The following is an 18,914-nucleotide window of genomic DNA, read 5'->3' as shown; positions in this document are numbered from 1 at the left end:
CAGCGCGAGGGAAACGCAGTCGACGAAGTTCAATCATCATCAACCAGGTCGCAGCCAGCGACCGTAACAGCCCTCGGACACCGGATCCCCGAGAGGCAACAGAGATGATTCACCTTCGAAACGTTCCATTGGCGGACGACCGTGAGGCCAGTTGGGGGCGCGCCTCCAGGCTCCTCGCGAGCCTGGGGCCCGCCGTAGCCGCGCCCCGCTCCGAGCGCGGCGGCCTCCAGTCCACGTCTCTGGCCGACAGTCCTTTCCCCATCGCCGCGACGCTGAAACCGTTCCGCTCACTCGTCGTCACCGACGAAGCGTCGATGGCCACCGGCCCCCCGCAGATGATGGTCGACCAACTCGTGAGCCAAGCCGACAACACCGGCCTCACCTCCAATCGTTGACCATCACCTGCGCCCCGCCGCTCTCGTGCGGCTCCTGAGTGCCCGGGCTCGCCTTCGAGAACAACATCGTTCCCCAGGCCGAGGAGCCATCAGCACTTTCTTCTACCCGTTGCCACACCACCTCCACCGCCGTCCTCCCCAGGAAACGTCTGTGCCCTCATCCCGACTCTTGAGCTGCCTTCAAGCCTGTCTATTCCTCGCCCTCGGGGCCCATTGCGGCGAACCGCCCGCGCCCCCGACAGAGGACTCCCCTCCGCCCGCGTCCCTTTCGAAGCTGGAAGAGGAGCCCACCACCCGCCCCCGCTTCGTCCCGGGCCGCGTCCTCGTGAAGTTCCGGCCAGCCCCGCAGGGCAAGGCCTCTTCCGTCAGCGCGCCCATGACGCTCCATGGCCTGACGTTCCAGCAGGCGGACGTCCTTTCCGGGGGCACGGAGCTCTGGACGCTCGCGTCCAACGAAGCGCTGACGAACAAGTCCGTGGCCGAGCAGGAGTCCCTCACCACGGCCGCCGTGGAGGAGCTCCGCCTGCGCTCCGACGTGGAATACGCGCACGTGGACCCCTACATGGACTACCTGTCCGAGCCCGTTGACCCGTACTACGGCCTGCAATGGCACTACCCCGCCATCCACCTGCCAGAGGCCTGGCAGACCGTCACCGGCAACGTGAAGATCGCCGTCCTGGACTCTGGGCGGCTCGCGCACCCGGACCTCGATGATCGCTGGGGGCAAGGCTACGACTTCGGTTACGAGCAGCCGAATGTCTCCGACCCGGACCCGACCTCCGACGGCCGATGGCACCACGGCCTGGCGGTGGCAGGAATCCTGGGCGCGAAGTGGGACAACTACGGCGTCGCGGGAGTCTGCAGGGACTGCCCTCTCATGCCCGTGAAGATCTCCTCGACCGCCGACCGCCCCATCATGAGCAACGTGACCAAGGCCATCAACTGGGCCGTCCTGAACGGGGCCAAGGTCATCAACATGAGCTTCGGAACCCTGGAGCCCACTGAAGAGCGCTGCGTCGACTTTCCGTTGTTGCAGCAAGCCGTCACCAATGCCATCCAGGCCGGCGTGGTGGTGGTCGCCGCGGCGGGCAATGACAATCGCGACCCCAGCGTGGTGATACCCGCGTCCTGTCAGGGGGTCATCACCGTGGCCGCGACCATGCCGAACGGGCACCTGGCCCCCTACAGCAACAGGGGTCCCCGAGTGACCATCACCGCGCCCGGCGGAGGCCCGGATGTCTACGGCAATGGGCTGCTCTGCGACGACCCCACTCCGATGGGGCCCTATAATGGGCTGGGTGGAAGCGTGACGGCCTGGGCCGTGTCCAAGCCCGGCCCCACGGTGTTCGGGGCGGACTTCTGCCACCGCTACATCTCCGGCACGTCCTTCGCCGCGCCCCACGTCGCGGGGGTCGCCGCGCTCATCATGACCCAGCGCCCCCACTGGACCGTCGCCCAGGTGACCCAGCGGCTCCTCCAGTCCGTGAATGCCGTCCCCGGATGCCCGGCGAACACGTGCGGCGCCGGCATGCTGGATGCCTCCAAGGCGGTCATCACGCCCCTCCTGATTCCCTCCCCCACGTGTGAGTCGATTCCCGGCACGGCGACGAACACGAGCACCTTCTCCTGCACCGTCCCCTGGCCCTTTGGAGGAGTCACGCCCTACACCCAGTCCTGGTCCAGCATCGCCAACCTCACCATCGAGAACTCCACCTCCATCTCGGTGGCGGGCACGTGCACGCCGGGCACTGACGCGACGGTGAGATTCACCGTCAGCGACAGTGAGGCAACCACCCTCTCACGAGATGTCAGCTTCCGCTGCGCCACGCCCGCCCTGGACGCGAGGATTGTGTTCCAGCGGGTCGACTCCACCATGCAGGCTGACCGCATCTACAACATCACCGTGATGATTCAGAACACGGGGACCGAGCCCTGGACCGCCGCGACAGGGTTCAGGCTCCAGGCCATCGAGCCCGTCACCAACACGTCGTTCTGGGGACTGGACCGCGTCCAGTTGGAGCCCGGTGAGGTCATCAGGCGCTTCGAGACCAAGACCTTCCTGTTCGCCATCAGGACGCCGTACGAGTTGGGCACCTATCCCTTCCAGTGGCGGATGATGAAGGAGGGACATGGCCTGTTCGGTGCGCCCTCGTTCTTGACTCAAATCAACGTCACGGTGCCGTTCCGGGACTCGGCCTTCGTCCGTCAGTCCGTGCCCACCTCGGTGGTGGCGGGGAGCACCTTCCACGCCACCTTCACGATGAAGAACACGGGCAGCGACACCTGGACCATGGCCACGTTCTATCGGCTGGGCTCCCAGCCGGCGACGAGCAGCGTGTGGGGACACCAGCGCATCTACCTCAACCCGACGGACTCGGCGGCTCGCGGTCAGGAGCTGACCTTCTCCACGATGCTCACCGCGCCCACCACGCCCGGCCCCTACACCATGTTCTGGCGGATGGTTCAGGATGGGTTCGACACCCCGGTCTACTTCGGCGCATTCACCGAACCCATCACCATCAACGTCACGCTGCCGCCCCGGGACGCGGCCGTCGTCAGCCAGTCCGGCCCCACCACCGTGATGGCGGGCACTTCCTTCGTCTACGATGTCACGTTGCGCAACACGGGCACCCTGCCCTGGCGCGCCGACACCGGCTTCTCCCTCCGCAACCTGTTCCCCGAATGGAGCAACTCCAACGGAGCCCTGGCCCCCGGCGAAGAGGTGGCGCCCGGCGCGGAGAAGACGTTCCACGTCACCGTCAACGCGCCCACGCAGGTCCGCTCCTACGCGCTGCGGTGGCAGATGTGGCAGACCCAGGCCGGAGGCTTCGGGCAGGCCTCGCCGCTGACCTTCATCCAGGTCATTCCTCGCACCGACGCGACGTTCGTCGGGCAGACGGTCCCCGCTCGCGTGGAGCCTGGGCAGAGCTTCCCCGTCACCGTCACGATGAAGAACTCGGGCGACACGACCTGGGGTGACAGCGCCATCGTCCACCTGGCCCCGCTCCCCAATCTCCAGGGCAACAACTGGGGGCACGTGTCCGTCACCCTGGAGCCGGGGGACCGCGTCAAACCCGGCGAGGAGCGGACCTTCAGCTTCACGGCCACCGCGCCCACCACGACCCAGGGCCCTCATGCCTTCCAGTGGCGGATGCGCATGCAGACCGCACCGGGGACCTTCAGTCACATGGGTGAGTCCTCGGCCCTGGTGAACATCCTCGTGGCGGACCGCTGCTACTGCCCGCCCGGTGATGTCTGCCAGGACGTCAACTGCACGCCGCCGGTGGAGATGTAGCCCCGAGCGCGCAAGCGAAGCCCGAAGAACCCCGCCGCGCGCGCCCTTTCACACAGGGACGCGCGCGGCGCGGCGCGAGAGACACTCCGCTCACGGGAGTTCTCCCGAGCCACGCGGTCGGAGTCGGGCGTCGTGAGGTGGACAGGACCACGCCCTCGGGGCGCGATGGGCGCCGTGCCTCGCACGCACCAGTCTCCTGGGCCTGTCCACGAATGGAGCAGGCCCATGCAGCGCAGGAACTTCCTTCGACTCACCGCGGTGAGCAGCGGACTGCTCGTCCTCGGGCCCGGCTTCTGGCGTGCGGCCTATGCGGCCCCCTCGCGGCCCGGCCCCGGTCCCTATGGCGCCCTCTCCGGGACACCGGATGCACAGGGCCTGCGACTTCCCGCGGGCTTCACCTCTCGCATCGTCGCGCGCACGAACGAGGTCGTCCCCGGCACGGACTACACCTGGCATGGCAGCCCCGATGGTGGCACCTGCTTTCCCACCGGTGACGGAGGCTGGGTCTACACCTCCAACAGCGAATTGCCCCTGCTCGGCGGTGCCTCCGCGCTGCGCTTCGACGGTGGCGGGGGCGTGGTGGGCGCGTACCGCATCCTCGGTGGGACGATCGCCAACTGCGCGGGAGGGCCAACGCCTTGGAGCACGTGGCTGTCCTGTGAGGAATGGGATGGCGGACACGTGTGGGAGTGCGACCCGCTGAATCCCTCGCAGGGCCAGCGTCGCGCCGCGCTGGGCACCTTCGCTCATGAGGCCGTGGCGGTGGACCCCGTGGGACGCCGGCTGTACCTGACGGAGGACCGCCCCCATGGGCGCTTCTACCGCTTCACGCCGTCCCAGTGGCCGTCGCTCGCGGCCGGCACGCTCGAGGCCGCGCGGTTGTCCGGCAACGCGCTGGAAGGCACCGCGTCCTTCAGTTGGACGAAGGTCTCCGCGTCGAGCCCCGCGTGGCTCCAGACCGCGCGGTTCTGGACCACCGCGTTCGATGGCGGCGAGGGCTGCTGGTACGACAGCGGCACCGTCTACTTCACCACCAAGGGCGACAACCGCGTCTGGGCCCACACGCCCTCCACCGGACAGGTGGAGATCCTCTACGACGACAACCTCTTCCCGGACTCACCCCTGCACGGCGTGGACAACGTCACCGTGTCTCGCTCGGGGGACCTCTACGTGGCCGAGGACGGGGATGACCTCCAGCTCTGCCTCATCACCCCTCAGCCGGAGCGCGTGGTCTCGCCCTTTCTCCAGCTCGAAGGCCATGGAGGCTCGGAGCTCACCGGTCCCGCGTTCAGTCCGGATGGGCACCGGCTGTACTTCAGCTCGCAGCGCGGCACGAACGGCCAGGGCGTCACCTTCGAGGTGCGTGGGCCCTTCCGCTGAAGACACACCCGCGCGGCGCGGTCATTCCTCGCCGCGCGGGGCCGTCACGACGGGGTTCGTCAGGGCGAGTAGTAGAACGCCGAGCCCCAGAAGAAGCCCGACTTCCCACTGGGAGGCGTGCCGAGGTAGCAGTTGGCGCCGTCGAACCAGCCCGCCTCACACACGTTGTTCGGGCCGCGCGTCATGTAATAGTTGTTGGCGTGCATGAAGGGCGAGCCGTCACCCGCCGGCATCGAAGCCACGTAGCAGTTGGCGCCATCGAAGGTCGCGTCGACAGTGGTCCCGTTCCAGACAACGTCGCCCGGGCACGCGTCCCCGGCCACGAACACCACGAAGCTGGACGAGCAGACCGTCTGGCCCGCGGTGTTGGCGACATTCATGGTGACGGTCGACCAGCGGCCCGGGAGCGCCCCGGGGGCCATGATGAAGCTCATATACATCGTCGTCGAGGAGCCGATGAAGCCCTTCGTGCCATTGCTCCAGCTCACGCCAGGCACCGCGCTGAACGCCATGTTGATGAGTCCCGCGCTCCCCGAGAAGGACGCGGTGATGATGTACGTCCCGTAGGCCAGCCCCGAGACATTGATGGTGTCGGAGTACGCCGCGCCAGGGGTGACGGTGGTGTTGGTCGGCCAGCTCGTACACTGGGCGTCCGCGCGACCGGGGGTAGCTACGACGAGCGCCATGGCCACGGCGGCCCCGAACAGCCAACCGCGAGACACACCACTGCGCGAGAGCAACGCTGAGGATGCAACTGACATACGGCCTCCTGGTGAAGTGAGACCCGCACTCTGCTGTGATTGAGCCGCCAAAGACAAGCCTGAATACAAATCATTCACGATGAGCCATCCAGGCCCTGTGACATGCCATGCTACAAGTCTGGCGTCGGCGTCGGGAATGAACAACAAAGACACTGTCTCTGTAGCACCCGACGCTACAACCAAGACATGTCCGTCAGACGGCGTGCGTCCCAGGCTCGCGAGAAGGTGTCGACGACACGGAGCTGACACACGCAAGCCCCGGCCGCCGCGAGAGACCGTCCTTCTGACTTCCCGGGAGGAGGTAGGGCCGGGCCTTCACGTACGGGCGGCCCCCGCGACGCTCGGACGCCCGCTCGGCGGGTGCCCACCATTCCCGAGCCGACGGCGGCCTGGATCGTCTACTCTGCCCCTTCCTCGGAAAGGTCGGTGCTTGTCGCATGGGTGGTGGTCGTGAGCTCTCGCCAGTTCTCCTCGTGGGCGCCGGAACCGGCGAAGCCACGTGCGGCATCCTCTACCTGGCAAGCTACCTGCGACGCGGCGGCATCGAGGCCTTCGTGCGGCTGTACGACGGCGATGAGACGGACGCGGAGGTGGTGGCCTCGTTCGAGCGCCTCGTCGCCCGGGTCCGCCCACGACTGGTCGGCATCAGCCTCAAGTGGTTCCACCACGTGGACCGCGCGCTGCTCATCGCCCGGACGCTCCGGAAGATAGACCCCGGGATTCGCATCGTCGTGGGCGGCAACTCCGCGTCGTACTGGTGGAGGGAGCTGCACGCGTTCGACTTCATCGACCATGTCGTCCTGGGCGATGGCGAGGTGCCGCTGCTGGCCATCTGCCAGGGCGAGCCCTCCCCGCCCAACTGCGTGACGCGCTCTCCAACGGGAACGTCTCGCAGACTGCCCCTGTCGTACATCCAGGGGGCCACCAACACCGAGGACATCTACTACTCGCACTTCAACGAGCTCTTCCTGAGCCAGTTGGACCGCAACTCGTTCTCCGGTTGGGTCGCGCCGGGCAAGGGCTGCGGAGAGAACTGCCTCTACTGCGGCGGGGCCCGAGGCAACCAGAAAGCGGCCTTCGGGCGCGCGAAGCCGTTCCTTCGCTCCGAGCAGAGCGTGCGTCGGGACCACCAGGAGATTGCCCCCCAGACGTGGCAGATGCGCTACGACTTCGCGGGCAGCACCGCGGAGTTCCTGGGGAGCACCTGGGCGGGCGTGGACCTCTCCAAGCACTGCTGCACGTACTTCCTGTGGGGCGTGCCTCGCCTGGAGCTCGTCGCCGAGCTGGCCCGGACCTTCAAGCGCGTCTACATGGTCATCGACATCGGCTGCTTCTCCGAACAACAGCGCCTGGAGCAGATGGGCAAGGGCCTGCTCAAGCCGTGCGCGAAGGACCGGGAGCTGCTCGACGTCATCGACGCCTGTCACCGCCATCCGAACCTGGACATGGAGATCTCCGGCATCGGAGGCCTGCCCTTCACCAGCAAGGCCGCGCTGGCGGAGGAGCTGCGACTGGTGGAGCGCGTCATCAGCCTCGACTGCGTGGTGGGCTATCAGCGGCTCGAGGCGCAGCCCGGCGCCCTGGTCACCGAACATCCCGCGCGCTTCGACATGGTGACCGAAGCGAAGACGTTCACGGAGTTCCTCGACTACTTCGAGCAGCGCGAGCCCGGCGACGTGTCCGTGCCGATGATTCGCTTCCGGGACGCGGAGCTGGAGGCCGCCGTGCAGCGCAACTCCGACCAGGTGGACGCGCTCGCCTGGAAGCACCGCGACACGCGGCGCAGCGTCGCCGTCAATGGACGGACGCGGCTGCTGAACACCTCGCCTTCGACTCAGCGATTCACGCTGGGGGACTGGCTGGGACACCACCGTGCTCCCGCCAAGGTGGCCCAGGAGCCCGTGACGGTCCTCCGCTCGGTCGACGGCATCACCCTGACGTGCGCGCCGACGGTGAGCCCTCGCAAGTTCTCCGACCCGACACTCGTCCAGGGACAGGACGGGGCCATCCTGCTCGCCGCCCTGGCCGCCTTCGAGCAGCCCGCGACGGTCTCCAGCGCCGTGACACAACTGGGGACGAAGGCGCGGCTGGACCCGCACTCCGCGCGCGAAGTGATTGACCACCTGGTGGACGGCCGCTTCCTCCAGCCGGCGTAGCCGCGACGGGTCAACATCCGAGCCGCCCACGCCCCAGAAAGGGCGCGTCGACGCCAGGAATCTGGCGTATGGAGCCACCCATGGCGCGGAACATCGATGGAACCGAGATCAGCCGGGTGATGCGGGCCGAGATGGCCCAGCAAGTCGCGGAGCTCCAGGCCGCGGGAGTCACCCCTGGCCTCTCCGTGGTGCTGGTGGGCAACAACCCCGCGAGCCAGGCCTATGTCGCGAGCAAGACGCGCGCCTGTGAGACGCTCGGGATGAAGGGCCAGACGCTGAACCTGCCCGAGGACGTCTCCAAGGAAGAGCTGTTCGCGGTCATCGACCGGCTGAACTCGGACGCGACGGTCCACGGCATCCTCGTCCAGCTCCCCCTCCCCGCGCACCTCCCCTACAAGGCCGTCCTGGAGCACATCCACCCGGACAAGGACGTGGACGGCTTCCATCCCCAGAACGCCGGACTGGCGTTCGTGGGCGACCCGCGCGCCTTCATCCCCTGCACCCCCGCGGGCATCCTGGAGATGCTGCGTCGCGAGAACATCCCGACCCGGGGCAAGCACGTGGTCATCGTGGGACGCAGCCTCATCGTCAGCAAGCCGCTGGCCTCGCTCCTGATGGCCCCCGGCCCGGACGCCACCGTCACCATCACCCACCGGCACACCCCCGACCTCGCCGCGTTCACCCGGCAGGCCGACATCCTCATCGTCGCGGTGGGCAAGCAGAACCTCATCACCGCGGACATGGTGAAGCCCGGCGTGGTGGTCATCGACGTGGGGCAGAACCGCGTCCCCGATGCCAGCTCGGCGCGAGGCTTCAAGATGGTCGGCGACGTGGACTTCGACGCCGTCAGCCAGGTCGCCGAGGCCATCACCCCCGTGCCGGGGGGCGTCGGCCCGATGACCATCACCATGCTGCTCGCGAACACCCTCCAGGCCGCGCGGGCCCGCGTGACGCGAAGCCAGCCGTCGTAGGGCGGGAGTCCGCGACCGGGAGCCAGCAGGAGACACGGGGGCGCGCCACGTCCTCGGAGGCCACGGAAGAAACCCGGTCTCCGGGTGAATATCCGCCCGCGCATTTCGTCGGGAAGCGCACAAAAGCTCGCTCCCTGGCACGCCGGGCCGGCCTGTGCCTCCTCGTGAAACTCCCCCATGAAGAACCCTGTCCTCGCCGCTGTCGGGCTGTGCCTCTGGCTTGTCACTCCTGGCACCGTCCTCGCCGCACCCCGCGCCTTCGACTTCTCCTCCCGTGGACGCTCCACCCGAGTGACGGAGTCCCGGCCCTTCTTCGGGCAGCGCCTCATGGCGGAGGGCAACCGCCTGCGCGCCCTCTCCGTCGATGGACACACGTCGAGCAGCGATGTGATTCCCACCCATGTCTGGCTGGTGCCCTTGATTCTCACCGGCGCGGGGCTCGCCGCCGGCATCGCTGTCTGCGCCGCGCACGACGCGGGCGGCGAGGGCTGTGGGACCAGCTTGCTGACGGGCATCATGTTGGGACTGTCGCTCGGAGCGGGCTATCTCAGACTCGTCACCGGGTCCGACTGGGACTGGGAGGACGACGAAGCCGCCGCCACCCGCACCCGGCTCAGCCTCCCCCTGAAGCTCACGCCTTCGCTGGGTGTCATCAATGACCGGGCGGTGCTCGGACTCGGGGGACACTTCTGACCTCGGGAATCCGTCACATTTCTGTTTCGGCGTTGTTCTTGTATCGCCTGATGCCACAGTGGCCACGCCACCGTAGCCCAAGACGACACAGCCTCCACGACTCCGGGCCTTGACGCCATTCACTGGCATGACCGGTGCTTGTTCGGCGCCTCGCTACAATCCCTCGCGAGGCCCACATGATCAGCGCTCCGTCTCCCGTCGTGACGCGTCATCCTCCAATTCCCCCACCGCGCCGTGTCGAATCGCGCGGCCAAGGGCTTCGACTCACCGTCATCGCCCTGGTCGCCACACTCATCCTGATGCCGCCGGCGGAGTCCTTCGCGGCGACCGTGACCTTCTGCACGCCCGCCATCGTCCCTCCCGGTGGCAACTTCGTGAGCTACAACGGCATCTACTCGGGCGCCCTGCCGGCGGGCAGATACCGCATGAGCGCCTCCCAGTCGGGGACCTTCGCCATCAACAACCTTCTGGTCACCTGGAATGGCCTCTCCATCGGAACCCTTCAAGACATCGCGGGCAGCTCGAGGGTGTATTTCAGCGGCAATCTCCCTCCGAATGCGCCTCGCGGCCAGACGGCGACGGTGACGCTCCGCATCCACGACGCGAGCGGCCAGGAGGTGGATACCAGCACGACGACGGTGACCGTCGAAGGGCAGAACGACGGTTGGCGGAAGGTCTGGACCGCCACGAACCAGTCGGGACCCGCGGGCTACGCGAAGCACTACATCGGCGACTTCAACGGCGACGGCGCAGAGGACCTCCTGGGCGTCTCCACGACGTGGATGACGCTGTTCCACTTCCGCAACAACGATTGGGAATGGGGCTGGACCAACCAGGGTAACCCGGCGGTGGGCAATGGCATCTTCGCCGTCAAGGACAACCTCATCGTGGGCGACTTCGACGGGGACGGAAAGGACGAGGTGCTGGGCATCGGCGCGGGCGTGACGCTGTTCAACTTCGACAACGGCAACTGGAGCCCGAGTTGGAGCAACAATGGCAGCACCACGGACCCCATCTACCAGTCCTCACGCAACGGCAACTACCTCGTCGCCGGCAACTTCGACCTCTCGGGGAACAGCGGGAGCTCGCTGGCCAACAAGGATGAGCTCGTCAGCGTGGCCGTGACTGGACTGGTCAGCATCTTCCGACTCAACTCGAACGGCCTCGGCTGGGATTGGGTCTGGATGTCGGGCTCCAACCCCACGGCCTCCGCCCTCTATCCCTATCGGGCGAACCTGCGAAACGGCGGCGACACCAACGGAGATGGTCAGGACGAGCTGCTCGGGCTGTCGAGCTGGGCGACGCTCTTCAACTACCGGAACAGCACCTTCGAGTGGATGTGGAGCACGGCCAACGCGACCCACATCGGCGGCGCGGCCTATCCCCAGGGCCCGAATGACGTGTGGCTGGCGGGCAACATCGACCACGTCGACGCCAAGGACGAGTGGTTCTTCATCCAGAACGGCCCCACGGCGGACTGGGCCGTCACCGAGGACTTCGAGGCCGGCCAGCCCACCTGGAACTGGTCGAACCACAACTTCTCGCCCTCCTCGGCCTCCATCGGAGACTGGCCCCTCACCAGCGTGGGAGGGAGCCTGGCCCGATATCAGCTCATCCGCACCGTCGCGGGCCAGCCCAAGCTCCTCATCGCACGCCGGACGGTCTGCCAGAACACGGACATGGGCCTGTACGCCATGTCCAATGTCTTCGCTGACTACTGACGGAGAGGCCTCCTCAGAAGCCGTCCAGCACCAACTTGCCCTTGGCTTTGTGTGACTCCAGGAGCTGGTGGGCGCGACGCAGGTTCGCGGCATCGATGCGACCGAAGTGCTCGCCCACCGTGGTCCGCAGCGTGCCCGCGTCCACCAGCTTCGACACCCGCTCCAACATGTCGTGCTGCGCCTGCATGTCCGGGGTGCCGAACATCGAGCGGGTGAACATCAGCTCCCAGTGGAGCGACGCGCTCTTGCGCTTCAGCTCGCGCACGTCGATGGGTCCCGGGTCGTCGATGACGCCGAGCCGGCCCTGGGGCGCCAGCGCCTCCACCAACTGCGCGTAGTGCCGGTCCGTCTGGTTCAGGCTGGCGATGAACTCCACCTGCGGCACGCCGATTCGCTTCAGCTCCTTCGCCAGCGGCTGATGGTGGTCGATGACGTGGTGCGCCCCCAGCTCGCGAACCCAGTCCTGCGTCTCCGGCCTCGAGGCCGTGCCAACCACCGTCAGCCCCGTGAGGCGCCGCGCAAGCTGCACCAGGATGGAGCCCACTCCACCCGCCGCGCCCACCACGAGCAAGGCACCTGTGCCCTTGCCTTCTGGAACCTGGAGCCGGTCGAAGAGCAGCTCCCACGCGGTGACGGCCGTCAGCGGCAGCGCCGCCGCATCAGCGAAGCCCAGCGACGCCGGCATGTGGCCCACGATGCGCTCGTCCACCACGTGAAGCTCACTGTCCGTTCCTGGCCGGGTGATGGTGCCCGCGTACCAGACGCGCTCCCCAGGCTTGAACAGCTTCACCCCGGCCCCCACCGCGCGAACCACGCCCGCGGCATCCCAGCCCAACACCTTCACCTCTCCCGGAGGCGGAGACGCGCTCGCGCGCACCTTCACGTCCACGGGGTTGACGGAGATGGCGCGAACCTCGACCAGCAGGTCTCTCTCACCGGGGACAGGGTCTGGCAGCTCCACGTCGAGCAGCGCTTGGGGGTCCGACGCGGGAAGAGGCTGGCGATAACCGACGGCTCGCATGGAGGCTCCTGAAGGCTTGTCGAACAATTCAACGCCATTGAACGTCCGGTGTCTCGGTCAACCCGCAGCCGAACTTCACGAGGGCAGCCCTTTGCGTCCAATCAAAGACACTCATTCCAGGCACACGGGACTTCTCCCGACATGTGAACGCAAACAGTCCGCCAGCGGATGGACCGCCTCTGGGGAATCCGTCTCCAGGGCACCTCTCCCGTCGCAATGCCACCATCCCCACGCCACATGCGCCCGGGACGGGCAGAGGAGACAATCCCATGCAATCGCACACGTTCGGCCGGAATCCCCGTCGTTTCATCCGCTCAGGGCTGCTGGGCCTGGGCTCCTTCCTGGTGCTCGGGCTCGCGACGGCGACAGTGCTGCTGACCCCCTCCGAGGCCTCGGCCGAGGACACCGCCGCGTGTCCCTGGTCGGGTGTCCTCTGCCTGTTCGACGGGCCTGACTTCACCGGCGCCGTCTGGAATGTCATGGCCTGGCCGCCGGGTGGGGCGGGGACGTGCGTGGGCCTGCCCGAGCACGGCTGGGAGGACCGGGCCGTCTCCGCCATCAACACGAACGACGAGGCCGCGGCGCTGTTCCCCCACGAGAACTGCGAGGGTTATCCCCAGATGATTGAACCGGGCGCGCAGGTCAGCCCGCTCGACTTCGCGCCCAAGAGCGTCTGGGTCTACTGAGTCACCCGGCGCGCCGCGAGCCACGCCCTCGGCTCGCGGCGCACCCGCCCTGCGTGGGCTCCAGCTTTCCAGTGCCAGTCCTCCCGCGCCAGGTCTCGAAATCGAGCCGGCCGGCCCCACACGCCAGGATGCGAGGGGCGCGCACGGAGCCTTCCGTCACGTCGCGCCCCCGTCCGAACCTCCGAATAGACAGACACCCCGCGAGGCGCCGTCCTTCGCCGCGAGTCACCGCGGAGGTGCATTGGCCCCAGCCCGGCTCTAGGCTCGGTCCCACGTGACTCCTCTTCGCCCCCCAAGGACAGCTTCCCGGATGACGCAACACGTCGAAAGGCATGCAGGACTTCGCAGGCCTCTTGTTGTTGACACTCCGCCAACAAGTTCCCATCATCACCGTCACAGGAGCAATGAGGCCCCAGCCATGAGCTACCAACACATCCGGTTCTCGGTCGCGGATCGGATCGCCACCCTCGAGCTGAACCGACCCGAAGCGCGCAATGGCTTCACGGTGACCATGGCGGACGAGCTGGCGGACGCGCTTTCCCAGGCGGACGCCAATGAAGCCGTGCGCGTCGTCGTCCTCACGGGGGCCGGCAAGGACTTCTGTGTGGGGGCGGACCTGAGCGGGCTGTCGTTCGAGGTCGCCAACAGCGCCCCTCCAGAGAACGGCTGGGTGGAGCCGGCGACGCGCGTGACGCGCCAGTTGTTCGCGCTGCGAAAGCCGGTCATCGCCGCCGTGCGGGGCGCCGCGGTGGGCGTGGGCTCCACCATGTTGCTGCCGGCGGACTTCCGCCTCGCCTCCAAGGACAGCCGCTTCGGCTTCGTGTTCAGCCGACGGGGCATCTATCCGGAGGCGGGCTCCAGTTGGTTCCTGCCTCGGCTGGTGGGCATGGGCCGCGCGCTCGACTGGATGGTGAGCGGCCGGCTCATCCCCGCCGAGGAGGCGCTGAGCGCGGGGCTGGTGCGCTCGCTCCATGAGCCCGACGCGGTGCTGGACGCCGCGTACACGCTGGCGCGCGAGCTGGTGGAGACCACCGCGCCCGTGTCCGTGGCCGTCATCCGTCAATCCCTCTACCGGATGAGCGCCCTGCCCTCCCCCGAGCAGGCCTTCGCACTGGACAGCCAGCTCATCGCGACGCTGGGCCAGAGCCCGGATGCCATGGAGGGAGTCATGGCCTTCCTCCAGAAGCGGCCGCCGTCCTTCGCCCGCACCGTGGAGGAGGACCTGCCCACGTTCCTTCCGTGGCGGGAGCGTGAGTCATGAGTCCCGCGCCCGCGCCTCGCTGGAAGCGACTGGAACCGGACGCGCGCAGGGAGCAGATCCTCGAGTGCGCGATGCGCCTGTTCGGCGAGCGGCCCTACGCGGACGTCTCCACCACGGACATCGCCAAGGAAGCCGGCGTCGCCCGGGGGCTGCTCAACCACTACTTCGGGCAGAAGCGGGACCTCTACCTGAAGGTCGTGAAGAGGATGCTGCTCATGCCCGGCCTCGAAGAGAAAGTCAGCCCGACGGGAACCCTGCGCCAACGCGTGGAGCGCAGCGTCGAGTGGTACCTGGACACGGTGGCGACGCACGGAAAGACGTACGTCGCCGTCACCGGCGCCGGCAGCATCGCGGACCCGGAGGTCGAACGCATCATCTCCGCGGCGGACGACGTGGCCGCGGCGAAGACGCTCGAGTTCCTCGGCATGAAGGTGGAGGTCGGCAGCGACGTCCGGCATCGCGCGATGATGCGCTCCTACGCAGGCATGGTGAAGGCCACCATCCGCGAGTGGATTCGCGGTGGCACCCTCTCCCGCGAGGAGGCGCACCTGCTCCTGAGCGAGTCGCTCATCACCATCGTCCGCGACGTCCTCCCCGAACTCACCTCACCCCCAGGTCGCGCCGAGCGGGGTGACGCTCCCGCCGTCAAGCCGGGAGCCCCGCGCGAAAAGGACGAAGGATGACCCAGAAACCACTCGCGGGACGCACGCTGCTGATGTCCGGAGGAAGCCGTGGAATCGGGCTGGCCATCGGCATCGCCGCGGGCCGGCTGGGCGCCAATGTCGTGCTCCTGGCGAAGACCGACACGCCGGACCCTCGGCTGCCGGGCACCGTGCACACGGCCGCGGACGAAATCCGCGCCGCGGGTGGCCATGCGCTCGCCGTGGTGGGCGACGTGCGTGAAGAGGCCGACGTGCAGCGCGCCGTCGACGAGGCCGTGGCGCGCTTCGGTGGCATCGACTTCTGCGTGAACAACGCGAGCGCGCTCGCGCCGCTGAAGACAGACGAGTTGCCGCTCAAGCGCTTCGACCTGATGCAACAGATTCAGGTCCGGGGCACGTTCCTCCTGACGCGCACCGCGCTGCCGCACCTGCGCCGCTCCCCTCACCCGCACATCCTCTCGCTGTCGCCCCCCGTCAACCTGGCGCCGCACTGGCTGGGCAAGCACCCGGCGTACACCATGGCCAAGTACGGCATGACGCTGCTCACGCTCGGGTGGGCGGCGGAGTTCGCCGAGGCCGGCATCGCCGCCAACGCGCTCTGGCCCCGGACGCTCATCGCCACCGCCGCCGTGAAGAACCTGCTCGGGGGCGACTCGTCCATGCAGCGGGCCCGCGCGCCGGAAATCATGGCGGACGCGGCCGTGGCCATCCTCCAGCGCCGGCCCCGTGACTGCACCGGGCACACGTTCATCGACGAGGACGTCCTGCGCGCCGAAGGCATCACCGACTTCAGCCGCTACGGCGGCGGCCCCGACGTGATGTTGGACCTGTACGTCGACCCTTGAAGTGGAAGCCCGCTGAGAGTCGTTGGCCATCGCAGTGCTGGAGGTGCCCATGGGTACGTCGCTCGCAGACCTGGAGGCGCAGTGCCAATCCCTGGCGAACAAGCTCACCCTGCCGCTGTTGCTCAAGCGCAACGCGGAGGAGTTCGCGGACGCCCCCGCCCTCAGCGCCGGTGACTCCACGCACACGTGGGTCCAGTTGCGTGCGCGCACCGCCGCGCTGTCTCGCGGGCTGGGCGCGCTCGGCCTCCAGCGCGGCGAGCGGATGATGATCATGATGTCGAGCCGGCCCGAGCACTGGCTCATCGACTATGCCGCCGTCCACCTGGGCGCCATCCCCTGTACCGCGTACCAGACGCTGAGCAGCGAGCAGGTAGGCTACGTCGCCCAACACAGCGCGGCCACCGTCGTGGTGCTGGAGGGCGCGGAGGAGGTCGCCCGCTGGCGGCCCATCCTCAAGTCGCTCTTCGCGCTCAAGCGCGTCATCGTCATCGACGCGGCGGCGGTGCCCGCGGGCGACGCCCGCTACGTCTCCTTCGCGCAGCTGGAGGCCGACGGAGGACGGCTGCATCAGGAGGACCCCAGGGTCTTCGAGGAGAGCTGGCAGAGCATCCGCCCCGAGGACCCCATCGCGATGATGTACACCTCCGGCACCACCGGAGACCCCAAGGGCGTGGTGCTCAGCCACCGCAACGCCTTCTATGAAGCCGTCGCCGTGGACGTCGTGGTGCCCACGCCGATGCAGGTGCCGTCCATCGCCTACCTGCCGCTGGCGCACATCGCCGAGCGCGAGCTGGGCCTGTACCGCCTGCTCTACAAGGCGATGCACGTACACATCTGCGCGGACCCCGCGGGCGTGGTGCCGCTGATGGCCAAGGTGCGGCCCCCCGCGTTCTTCGGCGTGCCGCGCGTCTGGGAGAAGCTCGCTGGCGGCCTCAAGGCGAAGCTGTCCACGCTGGAGGCGCCCCGACGCGACGCCATCCTCGCCGCGCACGCGACGGCGCTGGAGGCCTTCCGGCTGGAGGGCTCCGGCAAGAGCGTGCCCCCGGAGCTGGCGCAGAAGGTCGCGCTGATGGAAGAGAAGGTCCTCAAGCCCCTGCGCGCGACGCTGGGCCTGGACGCGCTGACGTGGGCGAGCAGCGGCTCGGCGCCCATCCCCGTGGAGGTGCTGGAGTACCTGGGCGGCTTCGGCATCAAGGTGCTGGAGGTCTGGGGCATGAGCGAGACGACGGGCTGCGCCACCATCAACACGCCCTCGGAGTTCCGCGTGGGCGCGGTGGGCCGCCCCATCCCCGGGCTTCAAGTCCGGCTGGCCGCGGACGGGGAAATCTTCGTGCGAGGGCCCGTGCTGTTCCTGGGCTACCTGAGCGCTGACGGGCGGATTGAGAGCCCGGCGGACGCGGACGGCTGGCTCGCCACGGGCGACATCGGCACCGTCGATGACGAGGGCTACCTCACCATCACCGACCGCAAGAAGGAGCTCATCATCACCTCGAGCGGGAAGAACATCGCCCCGTCCCGCATCGAGGGAATGCTGCGCGCCCACCCGCTCGTCGGTCAGGCCATCGCCATTGGCGACGGCTGGCCGTTTGTGACGGCGCTCATCTGCCTGGACGCGGACGTCGCGCCCACGTGGGCCAAGGCGCGGGGCCTGCCGCCCCAGTCGCTCCTGGAGCTCACCCGCGAGCCGGCGGTCCGCTCCGAACTGGAAGCGCTCGTGGCCTCCATCAATGGCCGGCTCTCCCGCGCCGAACAGATCAAGCGCTTCGAGGTCGTCACGGAGGCCTGGGGTCCCGCGACGGGCGAACTCACACCGACGCTGAAGCTCAAGCGCCGCGTGATTCTCAAGCAGTACGCGGAGCGCATCGCCACGTTCTACGAGAACGCCTGACACACCACCCGCCGCCTCCCTCACGAGTCCCCATGCATGCGAGAACTCCGGAGCAAGCGTCCTTCGCTGCTTCCATCGACGCGTTTTGTCGCGCCAAGACGGGCACCCGCGCGCAGCGCGACGCGCTGACCCAGCACGGCGTCGAGGCCCACAATGCCCGGCTGTATGCCGAGATGGCCGAACTGGGCTGGCTCGGCGTGGGCATCTCCCCGAAGTACGGCGGCTCCGACGGCGGCATGGCCGAGATGTGCCTGTTCGCCGAGCGCACCTCGTACGGACTCGCCCCCGTCGGCGGCTACATCACCACGGCCGTCGCCGCGAGCCCCTACGCGAAGTTCGGCAGCGAGGCGCAGAAGGAGAAGGTGCTCACCGGCATCACCCGGGGCCGCGTGGAGGCCATCTCAATCTCCGAGCCCGACGCGGGCTCGGACGCCGCCGCCATCACCTGCCGCGCGACGCGCACGAGCGGAGGCTTCCTCATCAACGGTCAGAAGACGTGGTGCTCCAACGCGCACTTCGCCGACCACCTGCTGCTCGTCGCGCGCACGCAGTCCTCGGGCTCGCGGCACGAGGGGCTCACCATGTTCTGCGTCCCCACGGGCACCCCGGGCGTGGAGATTCGCGGCATCCCCACGCTCAACGGCAAGGAGGTCAACGACGTCTTCTTCACCGACTGCTTCCTGCCGGAGGACTCCGTCGTGGGCAGGCTGGACCAGGCCTGGCCCCAGCTCATGTCGGGCCTCAACAGCGAGCGGCTCCTGCTCGCCGCGTCCATGCTGGGCCGGGGCCGGCGCGCGTTCGACGACGCCGTCACGTACGTCAAGGAGCGCAAGCAGTTCGGCAAGCCCATCGGCTCTTTTCAAGCGCTCAAGCACCGCATCGCCGACCTGGCCACGGAGCTGGAGTGCTGCGAGCTGCTCATCTACCGCGTGGCGCAGATGGCGGACGAAGCGCCCGACCGGATGCTTCCCCGCGAGGCGTCCATGGCCAAGCTGAAGACGACGGAGACGGCCAAGCGCGTGGCCATCGAGGGTGTTCAGATGATGGGCGGCTACGGCTACGCGACCGAGTACGACATGGAGTCGCACCTGCGCGCCACGGTCATCTCCACCGTCTTCGGCGGCACCAGCGAAATCCAGCGCGACATCATCGGCAAGACGTTCGGACTGTAAGAGCGAC

At 68.1% G+C, this 18,914-nt stretch carries 15 protein-coding genes; 13 read left to right on the top strand and 2 right to left on the bottom strand.

The features are described from left to right. The first annotated feature begins 104 nt into the window (after positions 1-104). From HUA78_RS29910 to HUA78_RS29900, 3 genes are all read left to right on the top strand, one after another. Positions 105-395, top strand: coding sequence for a hypothetical protein (locus HUA78_RS29910; protein ID WP_174477699.1), 291 nt, complete (start codon positions 105-107; stop codon positions 393-395). Between the two features lie 376 nt (positions 396-771). Further along, on the top strand, positions 772-3,690 hold the full coding sequence (locus HUA78_RS29905; protein WP_174477698.1) for a S8 family serine peptidase: 2,919 nt from the start codon (positions 772-774) through the stop codon (positions 3,688-3,690). A 225-nt stretch (positions 3,691-3,915) separates the two neighbouring features. Beyond that, a complete protein-coding gene (locus tag HUA78_RS29900) occupies positions 3,916-5,070 on the top strand; it encodes an alkaline phosphatase PhoX (protein ID WP_174463605.1) in 1,155 nt (384 codons plus the stop codon). Positions 5,071-5,129: 59 nt separating this feature from the next. Here the strand turns inward: HUA78_RS29900 and HUA78_RS29895 are convergent, their stop codons facing one another. Next, on the bottom strand, positions 5,130-5,831 hold the full coding sequence (locus HUA78_RS29895) for a hypothetical protein (RefSeq protein ID WP_174455646.1): 702 nt from the start codon (positions 5,829-5,831) through the stop codon (positions 5,130-5,132). A 437-nt stretch (positions 5,832-6,268) separates the two neighbouring features. On the opposite strand from HUA78_RS29895, the gene HUA78_RS29890 reads away from it, so the two are divergent. The 4 genes from HUA78_RS29890 (at position 6,269) to HUA78_RS29875 (ending at position 11,372) form a co-directional block, all read left to right on the top strand. Continuing rightward, a complete protein-coding gene (locus HUA78_RS29890) occupies positions 6,269-7,987 on the top strand; it encodes a radical SAM protein (RefSeq protein WP_174477697.1) in 1,719 nt (572 codons plus the stop codon). Positions 7,988-8,067: 80 nt separating this feature from the next. After that, positions 8,068-8,958, top strand: a complete 891-nt coding sequence (gene folD / locus HUA78_RS29885) for a bifunctional methylenetetrahydrofolate dehydrogenase/methenyltetrahydrofolate cyclohydrolase FolD (protein ID WP_141644972.1) — start codon at positions 8,068-8,070, stop codon at positions 8,956-8,958. Between the two features lie 177 nt (positions 8,959-9,135). Continuing rightward, entirely contained in the window at positions 9,136-9,651 is a 516-nt protein-coding gene (locus HUA78_RS29880; RefSeq protein ID WP_174455647.1) for a hypothetical protein, read from the top strand. Between the two features lie 299 nt (positions 9,652-9,950). Continuing rightward, positions 9,951-11,372: a VCBS repeat-containing protein gene (locus HUA78_RS29875; protein WP_174455882.1), complete on the top strand. Its 1,422-nt coding sequence runs from the start codon at positions 9,951-9,953 to the stop codon at positions 11,370-11,372. A 13-nt stretch (positions 11,373-11,385) separates the two neighbouring features. Here HUA78_RS29875 and HUA78_RS29870 read toward each other — a convergent pair whose 3' ends face one another. Continuing rightward, positions 11,386-12,393, bottom strand: a complete 1,008-nt coding sequence (locus tag HUA78_RS29870) for a zinc-binding alcohol dehydrogenase family protein (protein ID WP_174455648.1) — start codon at positions 12,391-12,393, stop codon at positions 11,386-11,388. Between the two features lie 269 nt (positions 12,394-12,662). On the opposite strand from HUA78_RS29870, the gene HUA78_RS29865 reads away from it, so the two are divergent. The 6 genes from HUA78_RS29865 to HUA78_RS29840 all read left to right on the top strand — a co-directional run bounded on the left by HUA78_RS29865 (position 12,663) and on the right by HUA78_RS29840 (position 18,907). After that, the gene (locus HUA78_RS29865) at positions 12,663-13,079 is read left to right on the top strand and encodes a peptidase inhibitor family I36 protein (RefSeq protein ID WP_174455649.1); all 417 of its coding nucleotides are present in this window, start codon (positions 12,663-12,665) and stop codon (positions 13,077-13,079) included. A 418-nt stretch (positions 13,080-13,497) separates the two neighbouring features. Then, on the top strand, positions 13,498-14,340 hold the full coding sequence (locus HUA78_RS29860; protein ID WP_141644969.1) for an enoyl-CoA hydratase-related protein: 843 nt from the start codon (positions 13,498-13,500) through the stop codon (positions 14,338-14,340). Continuing rightward, the gene (locus HUA78_RS29855; protein WP_174463601.1) at positions 14,337-15,023 is read left to right on the top strand and encodes a TetR/AcrR family transcriptional regulator; all 687 of its coding nucleotides are present in this window, start codon (positions 14,337-14,339) and stop codon (positions 15,021-15,023) included. Before HUA78_RS29860 ends, HUA78_RS29855 begins: the two co-directional genes overlap by 4 nt. Beyond that, positions 15,020-15,847, top strand: a complete 828-nt coding sequence (locus HUA78_RS29850; RefSeq protein WP_141644967.1) for an NAD(P)-dependent oxidoreductase — start codon at positions 15,020-15,022, stop codon at positions 15,845-15,847. The genes HUA78_RS29855 and HUA78_RS29850 overlap by 4 nt, the downstream gene beginning before the upstream one ends. A gap of 49 nt (positions 15,848-15,896) precedes the next feature. Continuing rightward, positions 15,897-17,735, top strand: coding sequence for a long-chain fatty acid--CoA ligase (locus HUA78_RS29845; protein WP_141644966.1), 1,839 nt, complete (start codon positions 15,897-15,899; stop codon positions 17,733-17,735). A 32-nt stretch (positions 17,736-17,767) separates the two neighbouring features. Further along, positions 17,768-18,907: an acyl-CoA dehydrogenase family protein gene (locus HUA78_RS29840; RefSeq protein WP_174477696.1), complete on the top strand. Its 1,140-nt coding sequence runs from the start codon at positions 17,768-17,770 to the stop codon at positions 18,905-18,907. Positions 18,908-18,914: the final 7 nt, after the last annotated feature.

Source organism: Myxococcus sp. CA033 (assembly GCF_013336625.1).
Classification (GTDB): domain Bacteria; phylum Myxococcota; class Myxococcia; order Myxococcales; family Myxococcaceae; genus Myxococcus; species Myxococcus llanfairpwllgwyngyllgogerychwyrndrobwllllantysiliogogogochensis.
Note: the sequence above shows the minus strand (reverse complement) of the source record. Positions and strands in the feature narration are given on the sequence as shown.